This window comes from Duganella alba (assembly GCF_009674495.1).
GTDB lineage: Bacteria > Pseudomonadota > Gammaproteobacteria > Burkholderiales > Burkholderiaceae_D > Rugamonas > Rugamonas alba.
In genome coordinates, this window is record NZ_WKJN01000008.1 from 177,763 (window position 1) to 196,733 (window position 18,971).

The 18,971-nt window shown below is 66.0% G+C and carries 16 protein-coding genes; 5 read left to right on the forward strand and 11 right to left on the reverse strand.

The window, feature by feature from the left end; all coding sequences use genetic code 11:
- Complete coding sequence (locus GJ695_RS10700; RefSeq protein WP_154364509.1) at positions 1-687, reverse strand: gluconate 2-dehydrogenase subunit 3 family protein; 687 nt, start codon at positions 685-687, stop codon at positions 1-3.
- Positions 688-836: 149 nt separating this feature from the next.
- Between GJ695_RS10700 and GJ695_RS10705 the strand changes: the two genes are divergently transcribed.
- Both GJ695_RS10705 and GJ695_RS10710 read left to right on the forward strand, forming a co-directional pair.
- Positions 837-1,703: an alpha/beta fold hydrolase gene (locus GJ695_RS10705; RefSeq protein WP_154364511.1), complete on the forward strand. Its 867-nt coding sequence runs from the start codon at positions 837-839 to the stop codon at positions 1,701-1,703.
- Between the two features lies 1 nt (position 1,704).
- A complete protein-coding gene (locus GJ695_RS10710; RefSeq protein WP_371866517.1) occupies positions 1,705-2,643 on the forward strand; it encodes an AEC family transporter in 939 nt (312 codons plus the stop codon).
- On the opposite strand, the gene GJ695_RS10715 is transcribed toward GJ695_RS10710, so the two are convergent.
- Positions 2,644-3,636: an OmpA family protein gene (locus GJ695_RS10715; protein ID WP_154364513.1), complete on the reverse strand. Its 993-nt coding sequence runs from the start codon at positions 3,634-3,636 to the stop codon at positions 2,644-2,646.
- Positions 3,637-3,756: 120 nt separating this feature from the next.
- On the opposite strand from GJ695_RS10715, the gene GJ695_RS10720 reads away from it, so the two are divergent.
- A complete protein-coding gene (locus tag GJ695_RS10720; RefSeq protein WP_154364515.1) occupies positions 3,757-4,263 on the forward strand; it encodes a hypothetical protein in 507 nt (168 codons plus the stop codon).
- Here the strand turns inward: GJ695_RS10720 and GJ695_RS10725 are convergent.
- Both GJ695_RS10725 and cadR read right to left on the reverse strand, forming a co-directional pair.
- Positions 4,260-5,381, reverse strand: coding sequence for a mechanosensitive ion channel family protein (locus GJ695_RS10725; protein WP_229260551.1), 1,122 nt, complete (start codon positions 5,379-5,381; stop codon positions 4,260-4,262). The genes GJ695_RS10720 and GJ695_RS10725 overlap by 4 nt on opposite strands.
- Positions 5,382-5,470: 89 nt before the next feature.
- Complete coding sequence (cadR, locus tag GJ695_RS10730; RefSeq protein WP_154364519.1) at positions 5,471-5,878, reverse strand: Cd(II)/Pb(II)-responsive transcriptional regulator; 408 nt, start codon at positions 5,876-5,878, stop codon at positions 5,471-5,473.
- A 60-nt stretch (positions 5,879-5,938) separates the two neighbouring features.
- Between cadR and GJ695_RS10735 the strand changes: the two genes are divergently transcribed.
- Complete coding sequence (locus GJ695_RS10735; protein WP_154364521.1) at positions 5,939-6,607, forward strand: cation efflux transmembrane domain-containing protein; 669 nt, start codon at positions 5,939-5,941, stop codon at positions 6,605-6,607.
- Here the strand turns inward: GJ695_RS10735 and GJ695_RS10740 are convergent.
- The 4 genes from GJ695_RS10740 to GJ695_RS10755 all read right to left on the reverse strand — a co-directional run bounded on the left by GJ695_RS10740 (position 6,519) and on the right by GJ695_RS10755 (position 12,656).
- On the reverse strand, positions 6,519-9,659 hold the full coding sequence (locus tag GJ695_RS10740; protein ID WP_154364523.1) for an efflux RND transporter permease subunit: 3,141 nt from the start codon (positions 9,657-9,659) through the stop codon (positions 6,519-6,521). The genes GJ695_RS10735 and GJ695_RS10740 overlap by 89 nt on opposite strands.
- On the reverse strand, positions 9,656-10,879 hold the full coding sequence (locus tag GJ695_RS10745; RefSeq protein ID WP_154364525.1) for an efflux RND transporter periplasmic adaptor subunit: 1,224 nt from the start codon (positions 10,877-10,879) through the stop codon (positions 9,656-9,658). Before GJ695_RS10745 ends, GJ695_RS10740 begins: the two co-directional genes overlap by 4 nt.
- Positions 10,876-12,183 (reverse strand): TolC family protein, encoded by a 1,308-nt coding sequence (locus GJ695_RS10750; RefSeq protein WP_154364527.1) that lies wholly within the window; start codon positions 12,181-12,183, stop codon positions 10,876-10,878. The genes GJ695_RS10745 and GJ695_RS10750 overlap by 4 nt, the downstream gene beginning before the upstream one ends.
- A 74-nt stretch (positions 12,184-12,257) precedes the next feature.
- Entirely contained in the window at positions 12,258-12,656 is a 399-nt protein-coding gene (locus tag GJ695_RS10755; RefSeq protein WP_154364529.1) for a hypothetical protein, read from the reverse strand.
- 115 nt (positions 12,657-12,771) lie between these two features.
- Here GJ695_RS10755 and GJ695_RS10760 point away from each other — a divergent pair, with 115 nt between their 5' ends.
- Positions 12,772-15,117, forward strand: a complete 2,346-nt coding sequence (locus GJ695_RS10760; RefSeq protein WP_154364531.1) for a glycoside hydrolase family 31 protein — start codon at positions 12,772-12,774, stop codon at positions 15,115-15,117.
- 1 nt (position 15,118) lies between these two features.
- Here GJ695_RS10760 and GJ695_RS10765 read toward each other — a convergent pair whose 3' ends face one another.
- Genes GJ695_RS10765 through GJ695_RS10775 form a run of 3 tightly spaced genes read right to left on the reverse strand, consistent with a single transcriptional unit; the run spans position 15,119 to position 18,914 of the window.
- Positions 15,119-17,362: an acyltransferase family protein gene (locus GJ695_RS10765; RefSeq protein WP_154364533.1), complete on the reverse strand. Its 2,244-nt coding sequence runs from the start codon at positions 17,360-17,362 to the stop codon at positions 15,119-15,121.
- Positions 17,359-17,913: an arsenate reductase/protein-tyrosine-phosphatase family protein gene (locus GJ695_RS10770; protein ID WP_154364535.1), complete on the reverse strand. Its 555-nt coding sequence runs from the start codon at positions 17,911-17,913 to the stop codon at positions 17,359-17,361. The genes GJ695_RS10765 and GJ695_RS10770 overlap by 4 nt, the downstream gene beginning before the upstream one ends.
- Positions 17,910-18,914 (reverse strand): polysaccharide deacetylase family protein, encoded by a 1,005-nt coding sequence (locus tag GJ695_RS10775; RefSeq protein ID WP_154364537.1) that lies wholly within the window; start codon positions 18,912-18,914, stop codon positions 17,910-17,912. The genes GJ695_RS10770 and GJ695_RS10775 overlap by 4 nt, the downstream gene beginning before the upstream one ends.
- Positions 18,915-18,971: the final 57 nt, after the last annotated feature.

The following is an 18,971-nucleotide window of genomic DNA, read 5'->3' on the forward strand; positions in this document are numbered from 1 at the left end:
TCAGCCCCGCGATCCGTCGATGGACACCGGGCCGTAGGGATATTTGCGTCCCTGCTGGTCGATGAAATCGGTGAAGTCGGCGCGCGCGCCGGGAAAGCCGACCATTTTCCAGGCCGCCATCTGCTTGTTGCCGCCGTAGATGGGATCGGCGAAGAAGCCTTCGCGTGTGTTCCGCAGCAGCAGCGCGAAGAAGGCGGCCGCCATCGTGCCGTCTTCCTGCAGGTGGCCGCCATCGGCCTGCGTCAGCAGCGCGTCGCGCTGTGCAGCGTCCAGCTGGGCGAAGGGTTTGCCGTGCGCGTGCGCCGCGGCGCGATCGATCAGGGCGATGCCGGCGCGGTACAACTCGCGCGGCGTCTGGCGCAGCTGGTAGCCCAGCGTCGGCGGCGCTTCGGGATGGAAGGGCCCTTGCATATACCAGTAGGCGCCGTAGCCGTAGGGGAGCTGCATCTGCTTGTCGAGGAATACCGGCACGCCTGCGGCCACGCCGCCGGGGCCATTGCCGTCATCGGGTATCAGGCGGTCCACCGCCGCGTTGATGAAGGCCCATTCGGCGGGCGTGAAATACGCCGGCACATAGGCCTTGGCTTCAGGCGCGGCGCCGCCGGCGGCCGCCATGCCGGAGGCCAGCGCCACGCCTGCCGCGCCGCGCAGGAAGTCGCGCCGCTTGAGAGGATGAGACTCGGTCATGTGTTTTCCTGCCTTGCAAAGCTGTCAATGCGGTGCAGTGTAGGCCGCGACCATGCGTTCTTCCTCTGCCAAAAGTGCTCATCCAAAGATAGTGTCGGTTCACCCGCAGGACTGATTTAATCGCATGACTATTCAACCGCGAGGACTTTATGAGCATCGAAATCAAACACCATACCGTGCAGGCGAACGGCATCCGCCAGCATTACCTGGAGGCGGGCAAGGGCGCGCCGGTGGTGCTGCTGCACGGCTTCCCGGAGACGAACTTCGCGTGGCGCTTCCAGATTCCCGAACTGGCCAAGCACTACCGCGTCATCGCGCCGGACCTGCGCGGCTACGGTGAGACCGACAAGCCGGCTGGCGGCTACGACAAGCGCAATATGGCGAACGATCTGGTGGAGCTGCTGAAGGTGCTGGAGATTCCGAAGATCGCGCTGGTGGGCCACGACCGCGGCGCGCGCGTGGCCACGCGCTTCGCCAAGGATCATCCGGAACTGCTGGACCGCCTGGTGGTGATGGACAATGTGCCGACCCGTATCGTGGCGCGCGAGTTCTCGCCGGCGCTGGCCAAGTCCTACTGGTTCTTCATCTTCAACCAGGTGCCGGACCTGCCGGAAGCGCTGATCGCCGGCCGCGAAGACCTGTGGCTGCGCCATCTGTTCTCGGACTGGTGCTACAACCCGCTGGCCATCGAAGGCAAGGCCTTCGACACCTACGTCGAGGCCTACCGCCGTCCGGGCGCGCTGCGCGGCGCCATGTCCGACTACCGCGCGATCGCCGAAGACGTGGCGCAGGACAAGGTCGACGAGGACGTCAAGATCGCCTGCCCGACCTTGTCCATGTGGGGCGAGGACTTCCACGCCGTCGGCAAGATGTTCGACATGAAGCAGGTCTGGGCCGAGATGGCCAGCGACCTGCGCACCGTATCGATTCCGCAGTCCGGCCACCTGCCGCAGGAGGAACAACCGCAGCTCGTCAACGAAGCGCTGCTGGACTTCCTGCTCGGCTGGAAGGGATAACGTGCAGGTTCTGTTTTCCATCGTGCTGCCGATCTTCGCGCTGATCGGCGTCGGCTGGCTGGCGCGCGTGCGCGGCTGGATGGGCGCGGCCGGCGCGTTCGAGATGAACCGCTTCGTGGTCTATCTCGGCATGCCGGCGCTGCTGTTCCAGATCATGGCCAAGTCGAGCTGGAAGCAGCTGGATCAGCCGGGCTTCATCGCCGCCTTCGGCCTGGCCAGCGGCGCGGTGTACGCGGTGACGGTGGCGGTGAGCCGCATGCGCGGCGGCGCGCTGGCCGACGCCAGCCTGGCAGGGCTGAACGCCGCCTATGCCAACGTCGGCTTCATCGGCTTTCCGCTGGCGATGGCGGCGTTCGGGCCGTCGAGCATGATGCCGGCGACGATCACCTCGATCCTGACGGTGTGCGTGTTGTTCGGCATTGCGGTGACGGTGGTGGAACTGGGCGTCAATGAGGGCGGCAGCATCGCCGGCATATTGCGCAAGGTCGGCTGGTCGCTGGCGCAGAATCCCATGCTGCTGTCGCCCGTGCTCGGCGCGCTGTACGCCGGCTTTGCGCCGCCGCTGCCGGAGGGGGCGGATCGCTTCCTGTCGCTGCTGGCGCATGCGGCCAGCCCGTGCGCGCTGGTGTCGCTGGGATTGTTCATCGCCGACCAGCGCGGCCGGCCGCAGATTCCGGCGTTGAGCGCGCAGGTGGGGCTCAAGCTGGTCGGCCAGCCGGCGTTGACCTGGCTGCTGGCGGAATATGTATTCCACCTGTCGCCGTCCATGACCGGCCTGGCCGTGGTGCTGGCCGCGCTGCCGACCGGTACCGGGCCGTTCATGCTGGCGCAAATGTACAAGCGCGAAGCGGGCGGCATCGCCGGCAGCATCCTGGTGTCGACGGTGGTGTCGGTGCTGACCATTTCGGTGCTGGTCAGCTGGTTCCGCACCACCGGCTGACTACTGCTTGACCAGCTCCACGCGGCGGTTCTTCTCGCGTCCCGCTTCGGCGTCGTTGGAAGCCACCGGGGCATAGGAGGCCACGCCCTTGGCGGCGAGGCGCTTGCCATCGATCTTGTAGTCGGTGGCAAGCGCCTTGACCACGGCGTCGGCGCGCTTCTGCGACAGGTCGGCATTGTGCGCCAGCGCGCCCTGGTTGTCGGTGTGGCCGACCACGTACACCTTCAGCTGCGGGTTCTGTTGCAGCAGCTTGGCCATCTCGCCCAGGGCCGCCTTGGAGTCCGGCTTGACGTCGCTCTTGTCGGTATCGAAGTAGACCCCGTACACCGCCACCTTGCCCTCCGATGCGATGCTCTTCGCCATATCCGCCGCGTTCAGATTGACGCTGACTTTGTCCGTCTCCATCGGCTTGCCCTCGACGATCTGCAGATAAAGACCGCCATTGCGCTTCTGCACCGATGGCACCACCCACACGGCGACGTGCACCAGCGTGCCGTCGCTGGTCGTGCCCTTGGCCAGCAGGTAGCGGCCATCGCGCGCGCCGTAGATGAATGGTTCGTATTGCTGGCCGCCGTCGATGAAATTACTGCTCAGTTGTTTGCTTTGAAGGTAGCCGCCGAATTCGTCGCCGCAGGCTTCCTTGGCGCAGGTGAATACGGTTTTGAGGCCGGCCTTTTCCAGCGCGCCCTGGTAGTTGCGCATCACTTCGACGTCGGAACGGCTTTGCGGGAAGTTGTAGGCGAGGCGGGTGTACTTGCCTTCCACGACAGCCGTGTTCTGGAAACTGTACTGGCGATCCTTGCCGAAAATGCGCTTGCCGGCGGGCAGCGTCACTTCCTCGAATTCCTTGGCGTCATACCCCACCAGTTTCGACTCGGGAAAGCGCGACAGGAGCGGATGGTCCTTGCCGCCTTTGGCGGTGTCCTGTGCCGGCATGTCCGCATACGCCGAAGAGGTCAGGGCCGCGCCCAGCAGCAGAAGGAGAGTTCGCATGGCATTGCCTTGTAAAGTTAATAAGTATTGCAATTATAGGAACATTCTATGTGCCCTAGCGCACGATTCGGACAGGCAACGCGCTCTACAATCCAGCAATTAACTGCGGGGGAATCGACAATGAAAAAACTGATGCTGGCGTTTGGCGTGGTGCACGCGCTGATCGCCTTGTTATTTACGGGCGGCGCTTTGTTCCTGATCGTCATCGGCGCGCAACTGGGCTGGCACGCGATGAGCGCCGATAACGGGCTGACGGCGGCGCAGGAGGTGATCGAGGCGATCGGCATCCTGGCCGCCGCCGTGGTGGCCCTGCAAATCGCCGAAACCATCGTCGAGGAAGAGGTGGTGCGCGACGCCGACATCAGCGCGCCGACGCGCGTGCGGCGCTTCCTGTCGCGGTTCTTCGTCGTGGTAGTGGTCGCGCTGGCGATCGAAGGCCTGGTCGCGACCTTCCACGCGGTGCACGAAGACGTCAGGGAGCTGCTGTACGTGGCCGCGCTGATCGGCAGCGTCGGCGTCATGCTGGCGGCATGGGGCGTCTTCGTTCACCTGAACCGCTCGGCCGAGGAGCTGGAGCCGGAAGCCATGCAGGACGCCCAGGCCGAGGATGTCAAACTCAAACCCTAATGCGGGCGGACCTGCGCGCGGCGCTCCGGTTGCGCCGCTTCGTTGGCCGCCTCCGCGCCGCGTTCGAACAGCAGGCGGCGCGTCGGCGCATTGGCGTCCACGCCCAATTCGCTGAACACTTCCAGTGCGCCCAGCAGCACCGCCTGCTGGGCGTTCATGAAGTTGGCATACGATGAATTCAGAATGTAGAACACCAGCTCATATTCCAGCGCGTCCTGGCTGATGGACTTCAGGTGGACGCGGTCGGCGCGCACGTCCGGCTGGCGCTCGACCACGGCGCGCAGCGCGTCCGGCACCTTGGCCGCCAGCGCCGCCGGCGTCGCCGGATTGATGCGCAGCGAGAACTGCACGCGGCGATTCTGCATGCGCTTGTAGTTGCGCACCTGGTTCTTCAGCAGTTCCGCATTGCCGATGACGACCTGTTCGCCGCTGTCGGCGCGGATGCGCGTGGTCTTCAGGCCCACATGCTCCACCGTGCCGGAAACGTTGGTGATGGCGATCGAGTCGCCCACTTCAAACGGCTTGTCGACCGCAATCGCCAGCGATGCAAACAGATCGCCCAGCACATTCTGCACCGCCAGCGCCACCGCGATACCGCCGATACCCAGGCTGGCCACCAGCGCTGAGACATTGATGCCCAGGTTGGACAGTGCCGCCAGCATGAAGATCACCCACACGGTGGTCTTCAGCGCCCACACCATCAGCGTGTTGGCGACGGTGGTCGGCGAGTCGGGATTCTCGGCGTGGTTGCGGAAGTAGCGGCGCGCGCCCAGCGTGGCCGCGCGGTCCAGATACAGCACCAGCTGGAAGCCCAGCACGATGAACCACAGGTGGCCCAGGCGCTCCTCCCAGATCGGCGGCAGCTCCAGCATCTTCAGGCCGACCAGCAGCGACACCACCAGCACCGCCAGCATGCTGGTGCGGTTCAGCGTTTCCTTGAACAGCTGCACCGCCGGACGATCCGGCCGGCCCGCTTCGTCATGCTTGCACAGGCGCCGGCGCAGCAGCCGCAACAGGCCGAAAATGGCGAAGAAGGTAATCGCGGCGGCAGCGGCTGCAATCATCAGCTCCTCGCCGTCGACGTTGGAAAATGGGGTCAGATAGCGTTGAATATTCAAACCGTACTCCTGTTCGATGAGGCTGAGATTCACCCATCGTAGGCGCGCGGGCGGTGGCGCTCTGTTCGTTGCACCACATGCGAAGGGCATTACGCTTTCTGGTCAGCAACCTCACCAAGACATTGCAGGATGGCACAATCTCTTGCAGTCTGGCTGATGCCGCACAGGCCGCGCAGTGCCAGCAGCTGTTGTTCCAGCGCGCGCAGGCCGGCGATGCGCTGGCCCACCTCGGCGATATGCACGTCAAGCATGGCGTCGACCGCGGCGCAGCTTTGTTCCGGCTGGTCGCGCACCGCCAGCAGGGTGCGGATCTCTTCCAGCCCCATGTCCAGCGCGCGGCAGTGGCGGATGAATTGCAGGCGCTTCAGGTGCCGCTCTTCGTAGACGCGGTAATTGCCGGCCGAACGCGCGGGCTTCGGCAGCAGGCCGGCATGTTCGTAGTGGCGGATGGCTTCGACGGTGTAGCCGGTCTGGCCGGCCAGTTCTCCGATCTTCATGGCTTGACCTTGTAGTGACTTCAGGGTTTCTAATGGCGACTATACATCAAGGGAGGATGCATGTCTGGATGCTGTTCTGGCGGCTGCGCGCCGGCCAAGCCGGTGGTGGACCGGCGCTATCGCCGCATTTTGTGGATTGCGCTGGTGGTCAACGCGCTGATGTTCGTGGTGGAGCTGGCCGGCGGCCTGCGTGGCGACTCGGCCGCCTTGCTGGCCGATGCCGTCGACTTCCTTGGCGACGCCGGCAACTACGCCGTGTCGCTGCTGGTGCTGGGCGCAACGCTGGGCTGGCGCGCCCGCGCCGCCATGGCCAAGGGACTGACCATGGCGGCCTACGGCGGCTTCGTGCTGGCCAAGGTGGCGTGGGACTCGGCCACCGGCAGCGTGCCGGCGCCGGCGGTGATGGGCGCCATCGGCCTGACCGCGCTGCTGGCCAACGGCACGGTGGCGCTGCTGCTGTACGCCTACCGCGACGGCGACGCCAATATGCGCTCCGTGTGGCTGTGCACCCGCAACGACGCCATCGGCAACGTCGCCGTGATGCTGGCGGCGCTGGGCGTGTTCGGCAGCGGCAGCCGCTGGCCGGACCTGGCGGTGGCGGCGGTGATGGGTTGCCTGGCGCTCAGCGCCGCGCGCCAGGTCATCCGCCAGGCGCTGGCCGAGTTGCGCGCCGGCGCAGCAGCAGATACGCCGCCGGCATCACCAGCATCGATAACAAGGGCGCGGTGATCATCCCGCCGACCATCGGCGCGGCGATGCGCTGCATGATCTCCGAGCCTGTGCCGCCGCCCAGCATCACCGGCACCAGGCCGGCGACGATCACCGCCACCGTCATCGCCTTCGGCCGCACGCGCAGTACCGCACCTTCGCCGATGGCGGCCAGCAGGTCGTCGGCCGACACCGCGCCGTCCTGCACGCGGCGTTCCCATGCGGTCTTCAGATACAGCAGCATGATCACGCCGAATTCCGCCGATACGCCGGCCAGTGCGATGAAGCCGATGCCGCTTGCCACCGACAGGTGATGCCCCTGCATCCATAGCAGCCACACGCCGCCGGCCAGCGCGAACGGCAGCGTGGTCATGATCAGCGCCGCCTCGTCCAGGCGGCGGAAGGTCAGGTACAGCAGCGCGAAGATCACCGTCAGCGTCAGCGGCACCACGATTTTCAGCCGGGCGGCAGCCCGCTCCAGATACTCGAACTGCCCGGACCACGACACCGAATACCCCGGCGGTAGCCGCACCTTGTCCGCCACCACCTGCTGCATCGCGTGTACCGCGCCGCTGAGGTCACGGCCGTGGATGTCGACGTAGACCCAGCCGGACAGCCGCGCGTTCTCGCTCTTGAGCATGGACGGGCCGTCGGCGACGTCGATGGCGGCCAGGTCGCTCAGGCGGATCTGCGCGCCGCGCTCGGTCAGCACCGGCAGTTGCCGCAGTTGTTGCAGCGAATCGCGCAGCGCCTGCGGGTAGCGCACGTTGATGGGGAAGCGCTGCTGGCCTTCCACCGTTTCGCCGACATTGTCGCCGCCGATGGCGCTGGCGACGATGCTTTGCACGTCGTCGATATTCATGCCGTAGCGCGCCGCCGCGTCGCGGTCGATGCGGACATCGATGTAGCGGCCGCCGTTGAGGCGTTCCGCCAGCGCCGACGATACACCCGGCACCTCCTTGACCGCGCGTTCGATCTCGCCGGTGAGGCGATCGATCTCGCGCAAGTCCATGCCGGCGACCTTGATGCCGACCGGGCTCTTGATGCCGGTGGCCAGCATGTCGATGCGGTTGCGCACCGGCGGCACCCAGATGTTGGACAGGCCGGGCACCTGCACCACGTGGTCCAGTTCCTCGACCAGTTTGTCGGGCGTCATGCCGGCGCGCCATTGGTCGCGCGGCTTGAAGCGGATGGTGGTTTCGAACATTTCCAGCGGCGCCGGATCGGTGGCGGTGTCGGCGCGGCCGGCCTTGCCGAATACGCTGTCCACTTCGGGCACGGTCTTGATCAGGCGGTCCGTCTGCTGCAACAGCTCGGACACCTTGCCGATACCGATGCCCGGCAGCGCCGACGGCATGTACAGCAGATCGCCTTCATCCAGCGGCGGCATGAATTCGCCGCCGAGCCGCGTCAGCGGCCATACGCTGCCCAGCGCCAGGACGGCCGCCAGCAGCAGTGTCGCTTTCGGATGGCGCAGCACGCGGTCCAGCACCGGACGGTAGGCCGCGATCAGCCAGCGGTTCAGGGGATTGCGCTGTTCCGATGGAATGCGGCCGCGTATCAGATAGCCCATCAGCACCGGGATCAGCGTCACCGACAGCGCGGCGGCGGCGGCCATGGCGTAGGTCTTGGTGAAGGCCAGCGGCGCAAACAGGCGGCCTTCCTGCGCCTCCAGCGCGAACACCGGCACGAAGGACAGCACAATGATCAGCAGCGACAGGAACAGGGCAGGACCAACTTCGGCCGCCGCGTCGCCGATGACGCGCCAGTGTTCGGCGCCGGCCAGATCCTGCTGCGGATGTGCGTGGCGCCATGCTTCAATGTGCTTGTGCGCGTTCTCTATCATGACCACCGCCGCATCGACCATCGCGCCAATGGCGATGGCGATACCGCCCAGCGACATGATGTTGGCGTTGACGCCCTGGTAGTACATCACCGTGTAGGCCGCCAATATGCCGAGCGGCAGCGAGATGATCGCCACCAGCGCCGAACGCGCATGCAGCAGGAACAGTCCGCACACCACAGCCACCACGATGAATTCTTCGACCAGCTTGTGTTGCAGGTTATCGACCGCGCGGCCGATCAGCGCCGAACGGTCGTAGGTGGTCACGATCTCGACGCCGGCCGGCAGGCTGGCCTTCAGCTGTTCCAGCCGAACCCTGACGGCAGCGATGGTCTGCTGCGCGTTTTTCCCGGAGCGCATGATGATCACGCCGCCCGCCACTTCGCCTTCGCCATTCAGTTCCGCGACGCCGCGCCGCGTTTCGGGGCCGACCTGCACCCGCGCCACATCGCCCAGCCGCACCGAAGCGCCGGCTGCGGTGGCGGACAGGGGAATCTTGCGGAAATCGTCCAGCGATTGCAGATAGCCGTTGGCGCGCACCATGTACTCGGCTTCTCCCAGCTCCACGACGGAGCCGCCGGATTCCTGGTTGGCCTTGCGGATCGCTTCGATCACGCGCGCATGCGGAATGCCATAGGCGGCCAGCTTGGCCGGGTCCAGCAGTACCTGGTACTGGCGCACCATGCCGCCGATGCTGGCCACTTCGGCCACATTCGGCACCGTCTTCAGCTCGTACTTGAGGAACCAGTCCTGCAAGGTGCGCAGCTGCGACAGGTCATGCCTGCCGCTGCGGTCCACCAGCGCATATTCGTAGATCCAGCCGACGCCGGTGGCGTCCGGCCCCAGCGCGGCGCGTGCCTGCGCCGGCAGCCTTGCCTGCACCTGGTTCAGATATTCCAGCACGCGCGACCTGGCCCAATAAGGATCGGTGCCATCCTCGAACAGGATGTAGACGAAGGAATCGCCGAAGAAGGAATAGCCGCGTACAGTCTTTGCGCCCGGCACCGACAGCATGGTGGTGGTGAGCGGATAGGTCACCTGGTTTTCGACGATCTGCGGCGACTGGCCCGCATACGTGGTGCGGATGATCACCTGCACGTCGGACAAATCGGGAATGGCGTCCACCGGCGTGCGCCCCAGCGCCCAAGCGCCCCAGGCGGTCAGCACCAGCGCCGCCAGCAGCACCAGCACGCGGTTGGCGATGCAGGCGCGTATCAGGCGGGCGATCATGGCCGTGCTCCATCCATGCGCATGGCCGTGCCGCGCAGGCTGGCGTCCGAATCGATCAGGAACTGGCCGGACACCACCACCTTGTCGCCGGCATGCAGGCCGCTGCGGATTTCAGTTTTGCCGTCTGCCTCGGCGGCGGCTTCCACTTCCACTGGCGCGAAGCCACCGCCTTCCTGTGCCACCATGACGACGGTGCGTGTGCCGGTGCGTATCACGGCTTCGGAAGGAACCAGCAGCACGTCGCTGCCGGCGGCAGGATGCAGGCTGACATTGACGAACATGCCCGGCGTCAGCCGCCGTGACGGATTGGCCAGCTCGATGCGCGCCTTGATCGTGCGCGTTGCGGGATTCAATTCCGGCAGCAGCGCGCTGACACTGCCCTTGAACGTTATGCCAGGCAGTGCCGCAGCGTGGGCTTCCACCGGCACACCGGCGTGCACTTTCGCTCCTGCCTGCTCGGGAATTTCGGCTTCTATCCACACTGTGGCGGTGCCGTTGATGCGGAACAGCGGCGCGCCGGCGGATACCGTCATGCCTTCGCGCGCGGTCAGTTCCGTGACGATGCCGGAGGCGGGCGCCGTGATGGTCAGGCGCGGATGCAGTTTGCCGCTGCTGTCCACCAGCTGGATCTGGGTATCGCTCATGCCGGCCAGTCGCATGCGCTGACGTGCCGCGTCCAGTAGGCTGTCGGCGCCGGCCATGCGGCGGACGGCCAGGTATTCCTCCTGCGCGGCCACCCAGTCCGGCATGTAGACGTCGGCCAATGCCTGCCCCTGCCGCACGGGATCGAGCGGTGCACGCACGTGGAGGCGTTCGATATAACCGTTGGCGCGCGCCTGTACCAGCACCACATCGCGCTCGTTGTAGGCGACCGCGCCAACCGCCGCCAATGGCGCCGCCAGCCGGCCCATCTCAACGGCGGCGGTGCGGATGCCGAGGTTTTGCTGAACACGCGGATTGATCCTGACGCCGTTGTCCGCGACGCTATCGTCCGCGTACACCGGCACCAGCTGCATGTCCATGAACGGCGACTTGCCCGGCTTGTCAAATTTCTGGCCGGGCACCATGGGATCGTGCCAATACAGTACTTTCTTTTCCTTAGGCGCTGGCGCGGCGGCCGCCTGCGCCGGCTGGCCATGCCGCGTACCGAATTGGTAGCCGGCGGTTGCGGCCAGGCTGACGGCGACGGCCAGCGATATCATCATCGTGCTCTGTTTCATGGTGCTTCCTTCAGGCTGCGGGCGCGGCCCGGCTGCAGAAAATTGAGTTGTGCCCAAAGGCGGGCGGTGTCGGCTTCCAGCTGCAAGGCTTGCAGGCGCGCCTCCGTGTCGCTGCGGCGCGCGGCCAGCACGTCGGCCAGGCTGGCCTTGCCGCCCCGATAGGCGGCGAGGACGGCTTCCGCGCGGCTGGCGGACAGCGGCAGCAGCTCCTGCCGGTAACGGTCCTGGCGCTGGCGGTTGCTGCGCCATTCCTCAACCATGGCCGCGACTTCGGCCTGATGGCTGCGCAGGGCTTCGTCGCGATCGGCGTCGGCCTGGTCGGCCAGCGCCAGTTTCGCCGCCAGTTCGCGGTCCTGGCGATTCTTGCGGTCCCATTGCAGCGGTACGGACAGGCCGACCGACACCATATTGGAATACGCGCCACCGCGCTGCTGGAAGGCGACCGACACCGTCCAGTCGGCGCTGCGGGCCGCTTTCGCAAGATTGGCGTCGGTGCGGGCGATGTCCGCCTGCGCCTTCATGACCGTGATGTCCGGGTGATGGGTGAGGGCGGTGGGCAAGCCGTCCGGATCGAACGGCAGCGCGGCGATGTCCGGCTTTTCCGCCAGCGGCGCGTCGGCGGCCAGTCCGGTCCAGCGGGCCAGCTGGATGCCGGCCACCCGTTCACGGCGCGACAGGTCGGCGGCGCGGTCCTGGGCCAGCACCAGGCTGGCGCGCGCAGCCAGCGCGTCGGACTGCGTGCCTCGGCCGCCGCGATAGGCGCTGTCTGCGGCGTCGATCTCCAGCTGCGATTGCGCCACCAGTTGCGTGGCCAGCGCCGTTGCGGCCTGCGCATAGTAGCGGTCCAGCCAGGCCAGCGCGGTATCGCGTTCGATGGCGGCGTGGGCCAGTTCCTGTTCGGCCAGTGTCTTTTGCGCCTCGCCATCATAGCGAGCGGCGCGCAGCCGGCGCTTGTCGCCGCTGGTGAGTTCCTGCGACAGGCCGATCCGACGCATGGTCATGAAATCGGCGCCGGTGCGGTAACGGTCCTCGCCGCTGACGGGCAGGTTGTCGATGCCGGCACTCAGCACCGGGTCCGGCAACTGGCCGGCGGCGACCGCCATCTCGCGCGAAGCGCTGATGGCGCGCTGCTGCCCTTGCAGTTGCAGGGAGCGTGAAACGGCGAGGCGCTGCGCCTCGGCCAGGGTAAGCGGCGGTTCGGCCGCCGAAACAACGCCGCACAGCGCGGCGCACAAGCATAGCAGCCGCTTCGCTCCCGCATGGCGGGAACGCGCGCGGCCAGGCGCGGAAAATCGGGACAGCATAAAACCTCCGGACGATAGTGGACTACATCGCAGGCGCGAAGGCGCGGCGATGGCGGACTAGCGTGACGGAGGTGTCAATTACGGAAGCAGCAGTGCTGGATCGCCAATGGCGGTGCGGTGGCGCGGGTCAGCAGGCGGTCACCCGCCGGCGGCAGACCGGCATACACAAGGGGCATGGCAGGAATGACGGTGGCGCTTAATGTGGAAGGAATGAATGGGCTGACGGTCGGCAGGTCCGGCTTGTCCAGCGAGGGCTGGCCGGGATGCGCGGAGGCCGCGCACAACACCGGCTGCTGCTCGTCCATGCCGGCGCAATCGGGCATGGACATGCGCTCGTGCCCCGCTTCCATCACCTGCGCCACGCCGCCGACCTGCGTCGGGCAGGCATACGCCGATACCGCCAGCTGCATGAACAGCATGCTGCATAGCGCGATCAGCGCGGTGAACCATCGGTGGGAGCGTGTAAGCCTCATGTCGACCGATTATACGACATACCCATAAACATAGTCGCTATTGGTGATTTTCGTAATTGCCATTCCGAAAATGAAGACGCACAATGCGGTCACATCTCCAATAAAAGAGAGGATTATGAGACTGCTCGCCCACACGCCGGTATTTACCGCGCTTGCATCGATTTTTGCCTTCACCACTTCCGCGCTGGCCGCGCCTATCGCCACCCTGGACCGCGACGGCGCCTACGTGTCGGTTGAGGCCTATGGGCCCAACGTGGTTCACGTCACCATCGCCGTCGACAAGGACGAGGTCTTGAAAGGCCCCGGCTACGGCATCCTGCCGAAGAACAGCGACAATGCCGCCTTCCGCCACAACGGCGGCAAGGACGGCGATGTGTTCACCTCGGCCGCCATGACGGTGCGCGTGAATCCGTCGCCGCCGCCGTCCGTGCCGACGCAGGGGCAGAAGTATTTCGCGCCGTCGCTGGCGCCGGTCGGTTTGCAGGTGCTGAACGCCAAGGGCGAGCAGATCGTCAGCATGAACGGCTGGGAGATGTCGCCGCAGACCGTCAACACCGAAAAGACCTTCCAGGTCGGCGCCTCGTTCTCGGTGGCGGGCGACGAACATTACTACGGCATGGGCCAGAACCAGGAGTCGCTCGGCGCGCTGGACCTGCGCGGCCGCGTCCTCGATTGCAAGCACTGGTACGATGCGCCGGCCGGCGAGAGCGTGTGCGTGCCGTTCATGGTGTCGTCCAAGGGCTATGGCATCGTGTGGGACAACCCGTCGGCCACGCGCTTTGTCGCCGGCGTCAATGGCCGCACGGCGTTCCAGTCGAACGTGGGCGAGCGGGTGAGTTTCTTCATCATCACCGGTTCGACGCCGGAAGAGATTTACTCGGGCTATGCGCGCGTGACCGGCAAGACGCCGATTCCGCCGAAATCCGCCTTCGGCCTGATTCAGTCGAAAGCCCGCTACGACAGCCAGCAGGAAGTGCTGCGGGTGGCGAACACCTACCGCCAGAAAAAGTATCCGCTGGACGTGATGGTGGTGGACTGGTTCTACTGGACCCGCATGGGGCAGATGGACATCGATCCGGCGCAGTTCCCCGATCCGAAAGGGATGAACAAGCAGCTGCACGACATGGGCATGGAGTCGATCATCTCGATCTGGCCGCGTTACGAAACGTCGAGCCGCTACTTCAATGAACTGGATCACAAAGGCTATCTGATCAAGGACAAGGATGGCAAGACCGTGGATGGCCTGCCGTTCCGCTCCGACCGCACCGGTGGCCTGATCGATCCGACCAATCCGGCCGCGCGCAAATGGTACTGGGAGAAGGCGCGCGACAACATCCTGTCGCAGGGCTTCGATTATCCATGGCTGGACGAAACCGAACCGGATCTGGTGCCGAGCGGCTTCTTCTACTCGATCGGTTCGGGCGACCGCTATCACAATCTGTTCCCGCTGCTGCACGTGGAAGGCGTGGCGGAAAACCTGCGTGCCTGGAAGCCGAACAAGCGGGTGCTGATCCTGTCGCGCGCCGCGTATCTGGGTTCGCAGCGCACCGGCGCCTTGTTCTGGTCCTCGGACATCCAGCCGACCTGGGAAGCGCTGACGCGCCAGGTGCCGACCGGTCTGAACATGACCGCCTCCGGCATCGCCTATTGGGGCAACGACATCGGCGGCTGGCAAAAACTGGCGCCGGCCACGTCGGCGACGAAGACGCCACTGGTCGATCCGTCGGACGCGCGCGACGTGGTGGGCAACTACCACGACTATCCCGAGCTGCTGACGCGCTGGTTCCAGTACGGTACCTTCCTGCCGACGCTGCGCCTGCACGGCGACCGCAAGGAAGCGGATATCTGGTCGTTCGGCAAACAGGCGGAAGCCGTGATGGCGCGCTTCGACAAGCTGCGCTATCAGCTCATCCCTTATATCTACTCGCAGGCCAAGTTCACGCACGACACCGGCGCGCCGTTCATGCGTCCATTGTGGATGGACTTCGCCAACGATCCGAACGTGGCAAATATCGGCACGCAGTACATGTTCGGCCCGGCCTTCCTGGTGGCGCCGGTGACGCAGCAGGGGCAGACCGAGAAGGATGTCTACCTGCCGGCCGGCGCGGACTGGTATAACTTCTGGACCAACGAAAAGCTGTCTGGCGGCCGCTGGGTGAAGGTCGCCGCGCCGATCGATCAGATTCCGGTGTTCGTCAAGGCCGGCTCGATCGTGCCGATGGGTGCCGAGGTGCAGTCGACTGCCAGCAAGCAGGCTATCGCCAGCATCAACGTCTATCCGGGCAAGAGCGGCGAGTTCCGCCTGTATGACGACGACGGCGTCAGCTACGACTACGAAAAAGGCAAGTCGACCGTGACGCAGCTGAAGTGGGACGATGCGGCCGGCAAGTTGAGCGCCAGCGGCGGCGATGCGGCCCTGGCCAGGTCGGCGTCGGGCCTGGTGAAGGTGATCGGCAAGTAAGTCACTTGGCTTTCTTCAGATAGCGCTGTTCGCGCAGACGCTGTAACACGCTGTGGCGCAAGTCGCGCCACAGCGGCAGCGGATCGCGCCAGTCGAAGACGAAGTAGCCGGAGCGCGGACGCAGGAATTCGGCCGCATAGGCTGCCAGCTCGCGCCAGTTCAATACATACAGCAGTCGCCGCGTCTCCGCCGTCATGTAGCGGCAACGTACACCGGCGCGATACGGTATGGCGTCAATCGGGTGGTCCAGCGCAAGCGCCTGGTAGCAGTACCACGGAAAGCTGGCGCCGGCCTGACACGCCAGCGGCAGGCTGCCCCAGAAGCGTCCATTCACCTCCATCAGCGCCGCCTGTCCGGTGGCCGGATCATAGCGGTACTCAACCATCGCCACGCCTTCCCATTCCAGTTTTCGCAGCAGCGCCACCGACTGCCGCATCAACGCCGCATGCTGCGACAGCGGCAGCGACGCGCACAGCGTCGAGGTGCCGCCTTCCGGAGGCCACTCGTGCAGCCGCTGGTGCTGGAATTGATACAGCGCCTCGCCGTCCTTCATCAGCACAAACTGGCCCAGGCCGTGGCCGGCCGCGTATTCCTGCATCATCGGATAGCGGCCCAGCGACTGGTAGCGCCGCAGATAAGCCATCATCGCCGGCGCGTCGTGGCAATAGCATGCCTTGTCCAACGCCAGGCCGGCATGGCGCAGCAGGGGAATCATGGCGTTCGGATCGGCCCACTTCAACACCAGCGGATAGCGTGCCTGCGCGGCTGCCGCTGCCGCCTCTTCGATGGTGCCGGGATGCCAGGTGCGCGGCACGAAGATGCCGACGTCCGTTGCCGCCGCGTAGGTGAGATCCTTGCGCAGCACGCGCTCCATGCGCGTCGCGTCGGCAAACATCATGTGGTAGCCTTGCAGCGCATCGCGGGCCTTGTTGAGCGTCAGGATGTCATGCTCCGCAATGGCGAACAGCGCGGCCGGACCGATCTCCTCGCCGAGCCGCTGCAACTGCCGCACCACATCGTCCGCCCGCAGCATGCCGCGATGCAGATAGCGCGAACCGAGGCCCGGCGCGCCGTCACTGCGCGCGATGCCATACACCCTGACGCCATGCCGGCCAAGATCGCGGATGATGGCCAGCCCGATCGGCGTGTCGATGCCAAGCACCACGGCGGGCAAGGGCGGCACCGGCGGTGCGGCGAGCAGCCGATGTATCGTCCGCCGCCAGTGGTGGCGCTGCTGCTCGGTCAGCGTGCCGATGGCGAAGATGCTGAAGAATACCGCCGCCATGGTCGAAACGTAGAACCACGGCCGCGCCGGATCGCCATTCAGCAGCGCGCCATAAAACTGGATCAATGGCTGGTGCAGCAGGTAGACGCTGAAAGTGTAGGCCGCCGCCGGCCGCACCAGCGGCGCCAGACGCTCCAACGGCGGCGCCAGCGCGCGCATGCCGACGAAATGGCAGGCCACGATCAACGCCAGCAGGTAATCGGTGACAAAAAACTTCGAGAACACCAGTTGCTGATGCCAATGCGCGCCTACCATCTGCCGCAGCCAAGCGCTGCCGGCCTCCGTCAGTCCATAGTGATGAAACGCGCCATACGCCACGCAGGACGCGGCCACCAGCAGCGCACCCGCAGCAGGACGGATACGCTGCAAAGTGCTCCACCGATGCAGCACCACGCCGCTCGCCCACACCGGCGCCAGCAGCAGGATCTTGGGACCGATCAGCAGCGCCACGCCGGCGCACCACGCCACGCGCCGCCGTCCGCGCATGAAGGTCAGGACCGCAAACAGCACGTAGTACCAGAATTCGTAGCACAGCGACCAATACGGAACGTTGGAGAACGACATGATGGACAAGCTCCACGTCTCGTTCAGGAAGGCCAGGCTGGTGATAATGCGCAGCCAGGCCAGGTCGTGCGTCGTGCGGTCGCCGTAGAACTGCGGCGTCATCGCCTCGCCCAGTACGTCGAGCAAAGGCGTCAGCAGCACGGTGGGCAGCGCCAGCGAGTAGAAGCGCGCCAGCCTGCTGGACCAGTATTCCAGCGGCGTGTTCTCGCGCGTGGCCGTGATGTGGGCGATGACGTAGCCGGACAGGACGAAGAACACAATCACCGCCGCGTGCCCGTGGGGGCTGAAGGGCAGCTTGTCCACGCTGAGCAGGCGGATATTGGAGTGGTACAGCACCACCAGCAGCGCGCTGGCGATCCGCACCAGATCCAGATAGATCGAGAACGAGCGGTTCACGGCGCGCTCCGAGACAGCGTGCGATGCAGGCCGTGTACCGCCTGCCGCACGCGCATGAAGCACTGGTCGAAATACGCGTCGCTGAGCGTGTAGGGATCGTGCAGGTGCGGCATCGGCGGTGCGCACCACAGGCCGAGCAGCGCGATCTGGATGTCGCTGCGGCCGATCAGGCGGTGCTGAAGCTCTTGCGCGTGGCGCACCTCCATGGCGAGGAACAGGTCGCCGGGCCGCACTTCAAAGTCCTTGATGTCGGTGGCGCGATGGCCGCGCAGGTCTTCGCCGCAGCGTTGCGCCGCGCGCTGTGCCGAATCGGGCGAAGCGGCGCCGGTGCGGGTGGCCAGGCCGACCGACGCGGAGGGCATGCCGAGACGCTCCGCCACGCGTTGCGCATAGGCGCTGCGGCAGATATTCCCCAGGCAGACAAACACCACGCGCCGCACCCGTTCCGGATGCCGTAGATGGAACTGCGCCAGCCGGCCGCCGCGTAGGTCGATCAGCGTCAGCCAGGCCCGCACCGCGCCGCGCCAGGTGCCGTGGCTGCGCCAGTTCATGCGGCCCTCGCCAGCATCCAGCGGCCGTAGCGGTCGTAGACGGTTTGCGCGGTGATGCGACAGGCGGTGCGCCACGGCCGGCCGCGCAGCAGTGGATTGTGCGCCGAGGCAGCCGTCAGCGGCTGGCCGGCAGCAGCCGCCATGCCGCAAGCCTCGAAACGCTGCGGATGCGCGGCGAGATAGGCGCACAGCCGCTCCAGGCGCGCCTGATTGAGCGCATGCCGGCGCAGCCGCCGGAAGCCATCGCCGTCGCTGTGCACATATTCAAACGGATGCGTGAGGATCACCACCAGTTCCAGCCCGGCCGCGTAGGCCTGCTCCAGCACCGCGCGCATTTCGGCAAAGCTGCTGCTCGATACCGCCACCGACTTCAGGTGCGACCGCCAGTCGCAATATGTCAGCACCGGACATTCCAGCACGCCGTGGCGCAGGTGGCGGCCGGCATACAGCTGATACTCGGGCAACCCGGCGCTGTACACGCCCAGCCCGATGTTGGAACTGTACGGAATACCCGCCGCCGACAGCGCGCGGTACAGATTGTCATCGTATTGCAGGTTCCCGGCGCGGAATACCTGCGGCGCGGGCAATCCCCATTCCGTGAACGTGGCTTGCCCCTGGCGCAGCAGGCCTAGCGTGGAGGCGACATCGCGGCCGGCCAGATCATCCTGGCGCGGCTGGCGGCGCACGCGCTGCGGCCAGTCCGCATTCCGGAACATCGCCCAGCAGGGATGGACGTGCAGCTGCACCTCGTGGCCGGCATCGGCGATCTGCCGGGCCAGCGCCCGCATCGGATCGTCGCGGAACCAGTGCCGCTGCGCCGTCTCGACAAAGAAGGTTGCCTGCACGCCGTGCCGGCCGAAGCAGCCGAGCAGGAAGTCCAGGCCCTGCGAGCGTCCGGCCACCTCGCAGCGGACCATGGGCACGCCCACCGGCTGCCGCGCCGGATCGGCAAACGCCCCGGCGATGCTGAATTCCGTATCGATTGTTATGCACACGCGCATGATGGCCACCCGGCAACGGCAATCTGACCAGTGTAGTCATCGCCATTGCGCCCGGCA

Bases quoted from the DNA above. Each gene is read 5' to 3' on its own strand.
- GJ695_RS10760 (WP_154364531.1), top strand. From the start codon at position 12,772: ATGAGACTGCTCGCCCACACGCCGGTATTTACCGCGCTTGCATCGATT.
- GJ695_RS10715 (WP_154364513.1), bottom strand. From the start codon at position 3,636: ATGCGAACTCTCCTTCTGCTGCTGGGCGCGGCCCTGACCTCTTCGGCG.
- GJ695_RS10750 (WP_154364527.1), bottom strand. From the start codon at position 12,183: ATGCTGTCCCGATTTTCCGCGCCTGGCCGCGCGCGTTCCCGCCATGCG.
- cadR (WP_154364519.1), bottom strand. From the start codon at position 5,878: ATGAAGATCGGAGAACTGGCCGGCCAGACCGGCTACACCGTCGAAGCC.
- GJ695_RS10740 (WP_154364523.1), bottom strand. From the start codon at position 9,659: ATGATCGCCCGCCTGATACGCGCCTGCATCGCCAACCGCGTGCTGGTG.
- GJ695_RS10705 (WP_154364511.1), top strand. From the start codon at position 837: ATGAGCATCGAAATCAAACACCATACCGTGCAGGCGAACGGCATCCGC.
- GJ695_RS10700 (WP_154364509.1), bottom strand. From the start codon at position 687: ATGACCGAGTCTCATCCTCTCAAGCGGCGCGACTTCCTGCGCGGCGCG.
- GJ695_RS10745 (WP_154364525.1), bottom strand. From the start codon at position 10,879: ATGAAACAGAGCACGATGATGATATCGCTGGCCGTCGCCGTCAGCCTG.
- GJ695_RS10775 (WP_154364537.1), bottom strand. From the start codon at position 18,914: ATGCGCGTGTGCATAACAATCGATACGGAATTCAGCATCGCCGGGGCG.
- GJ695_RS10755 (WP_154364529.1), bottom strand. From the start codon at position 12,656: ATGAGGCTTACACGCTCCCACCGATGGTTCACCGCGCTGATCGCGCTA.
- GJ695_RS10720 (WP_154364515.1), top strand. From the start codon at position 3,757: ATGAAAAAACTGATGCTGGCGTTTGGCGTGGTGCACGCGCTGATCGCC.
- GJ695_RS10770 (WP_154364535.1), bottom strand. From the start codon at position 17,913: ATGAACTGGCGCAGCCACGGCACCTGGCGCGGCGCGGTGCGGGCCTGG.
- GJ695_RS10735 (WP_154364521.1), top strand. From the start codon at position 5,939: ATGTCTGGATGCTGTTCTGGCGGCTGCGCGCCGGCCAAGCCGGTGGTG.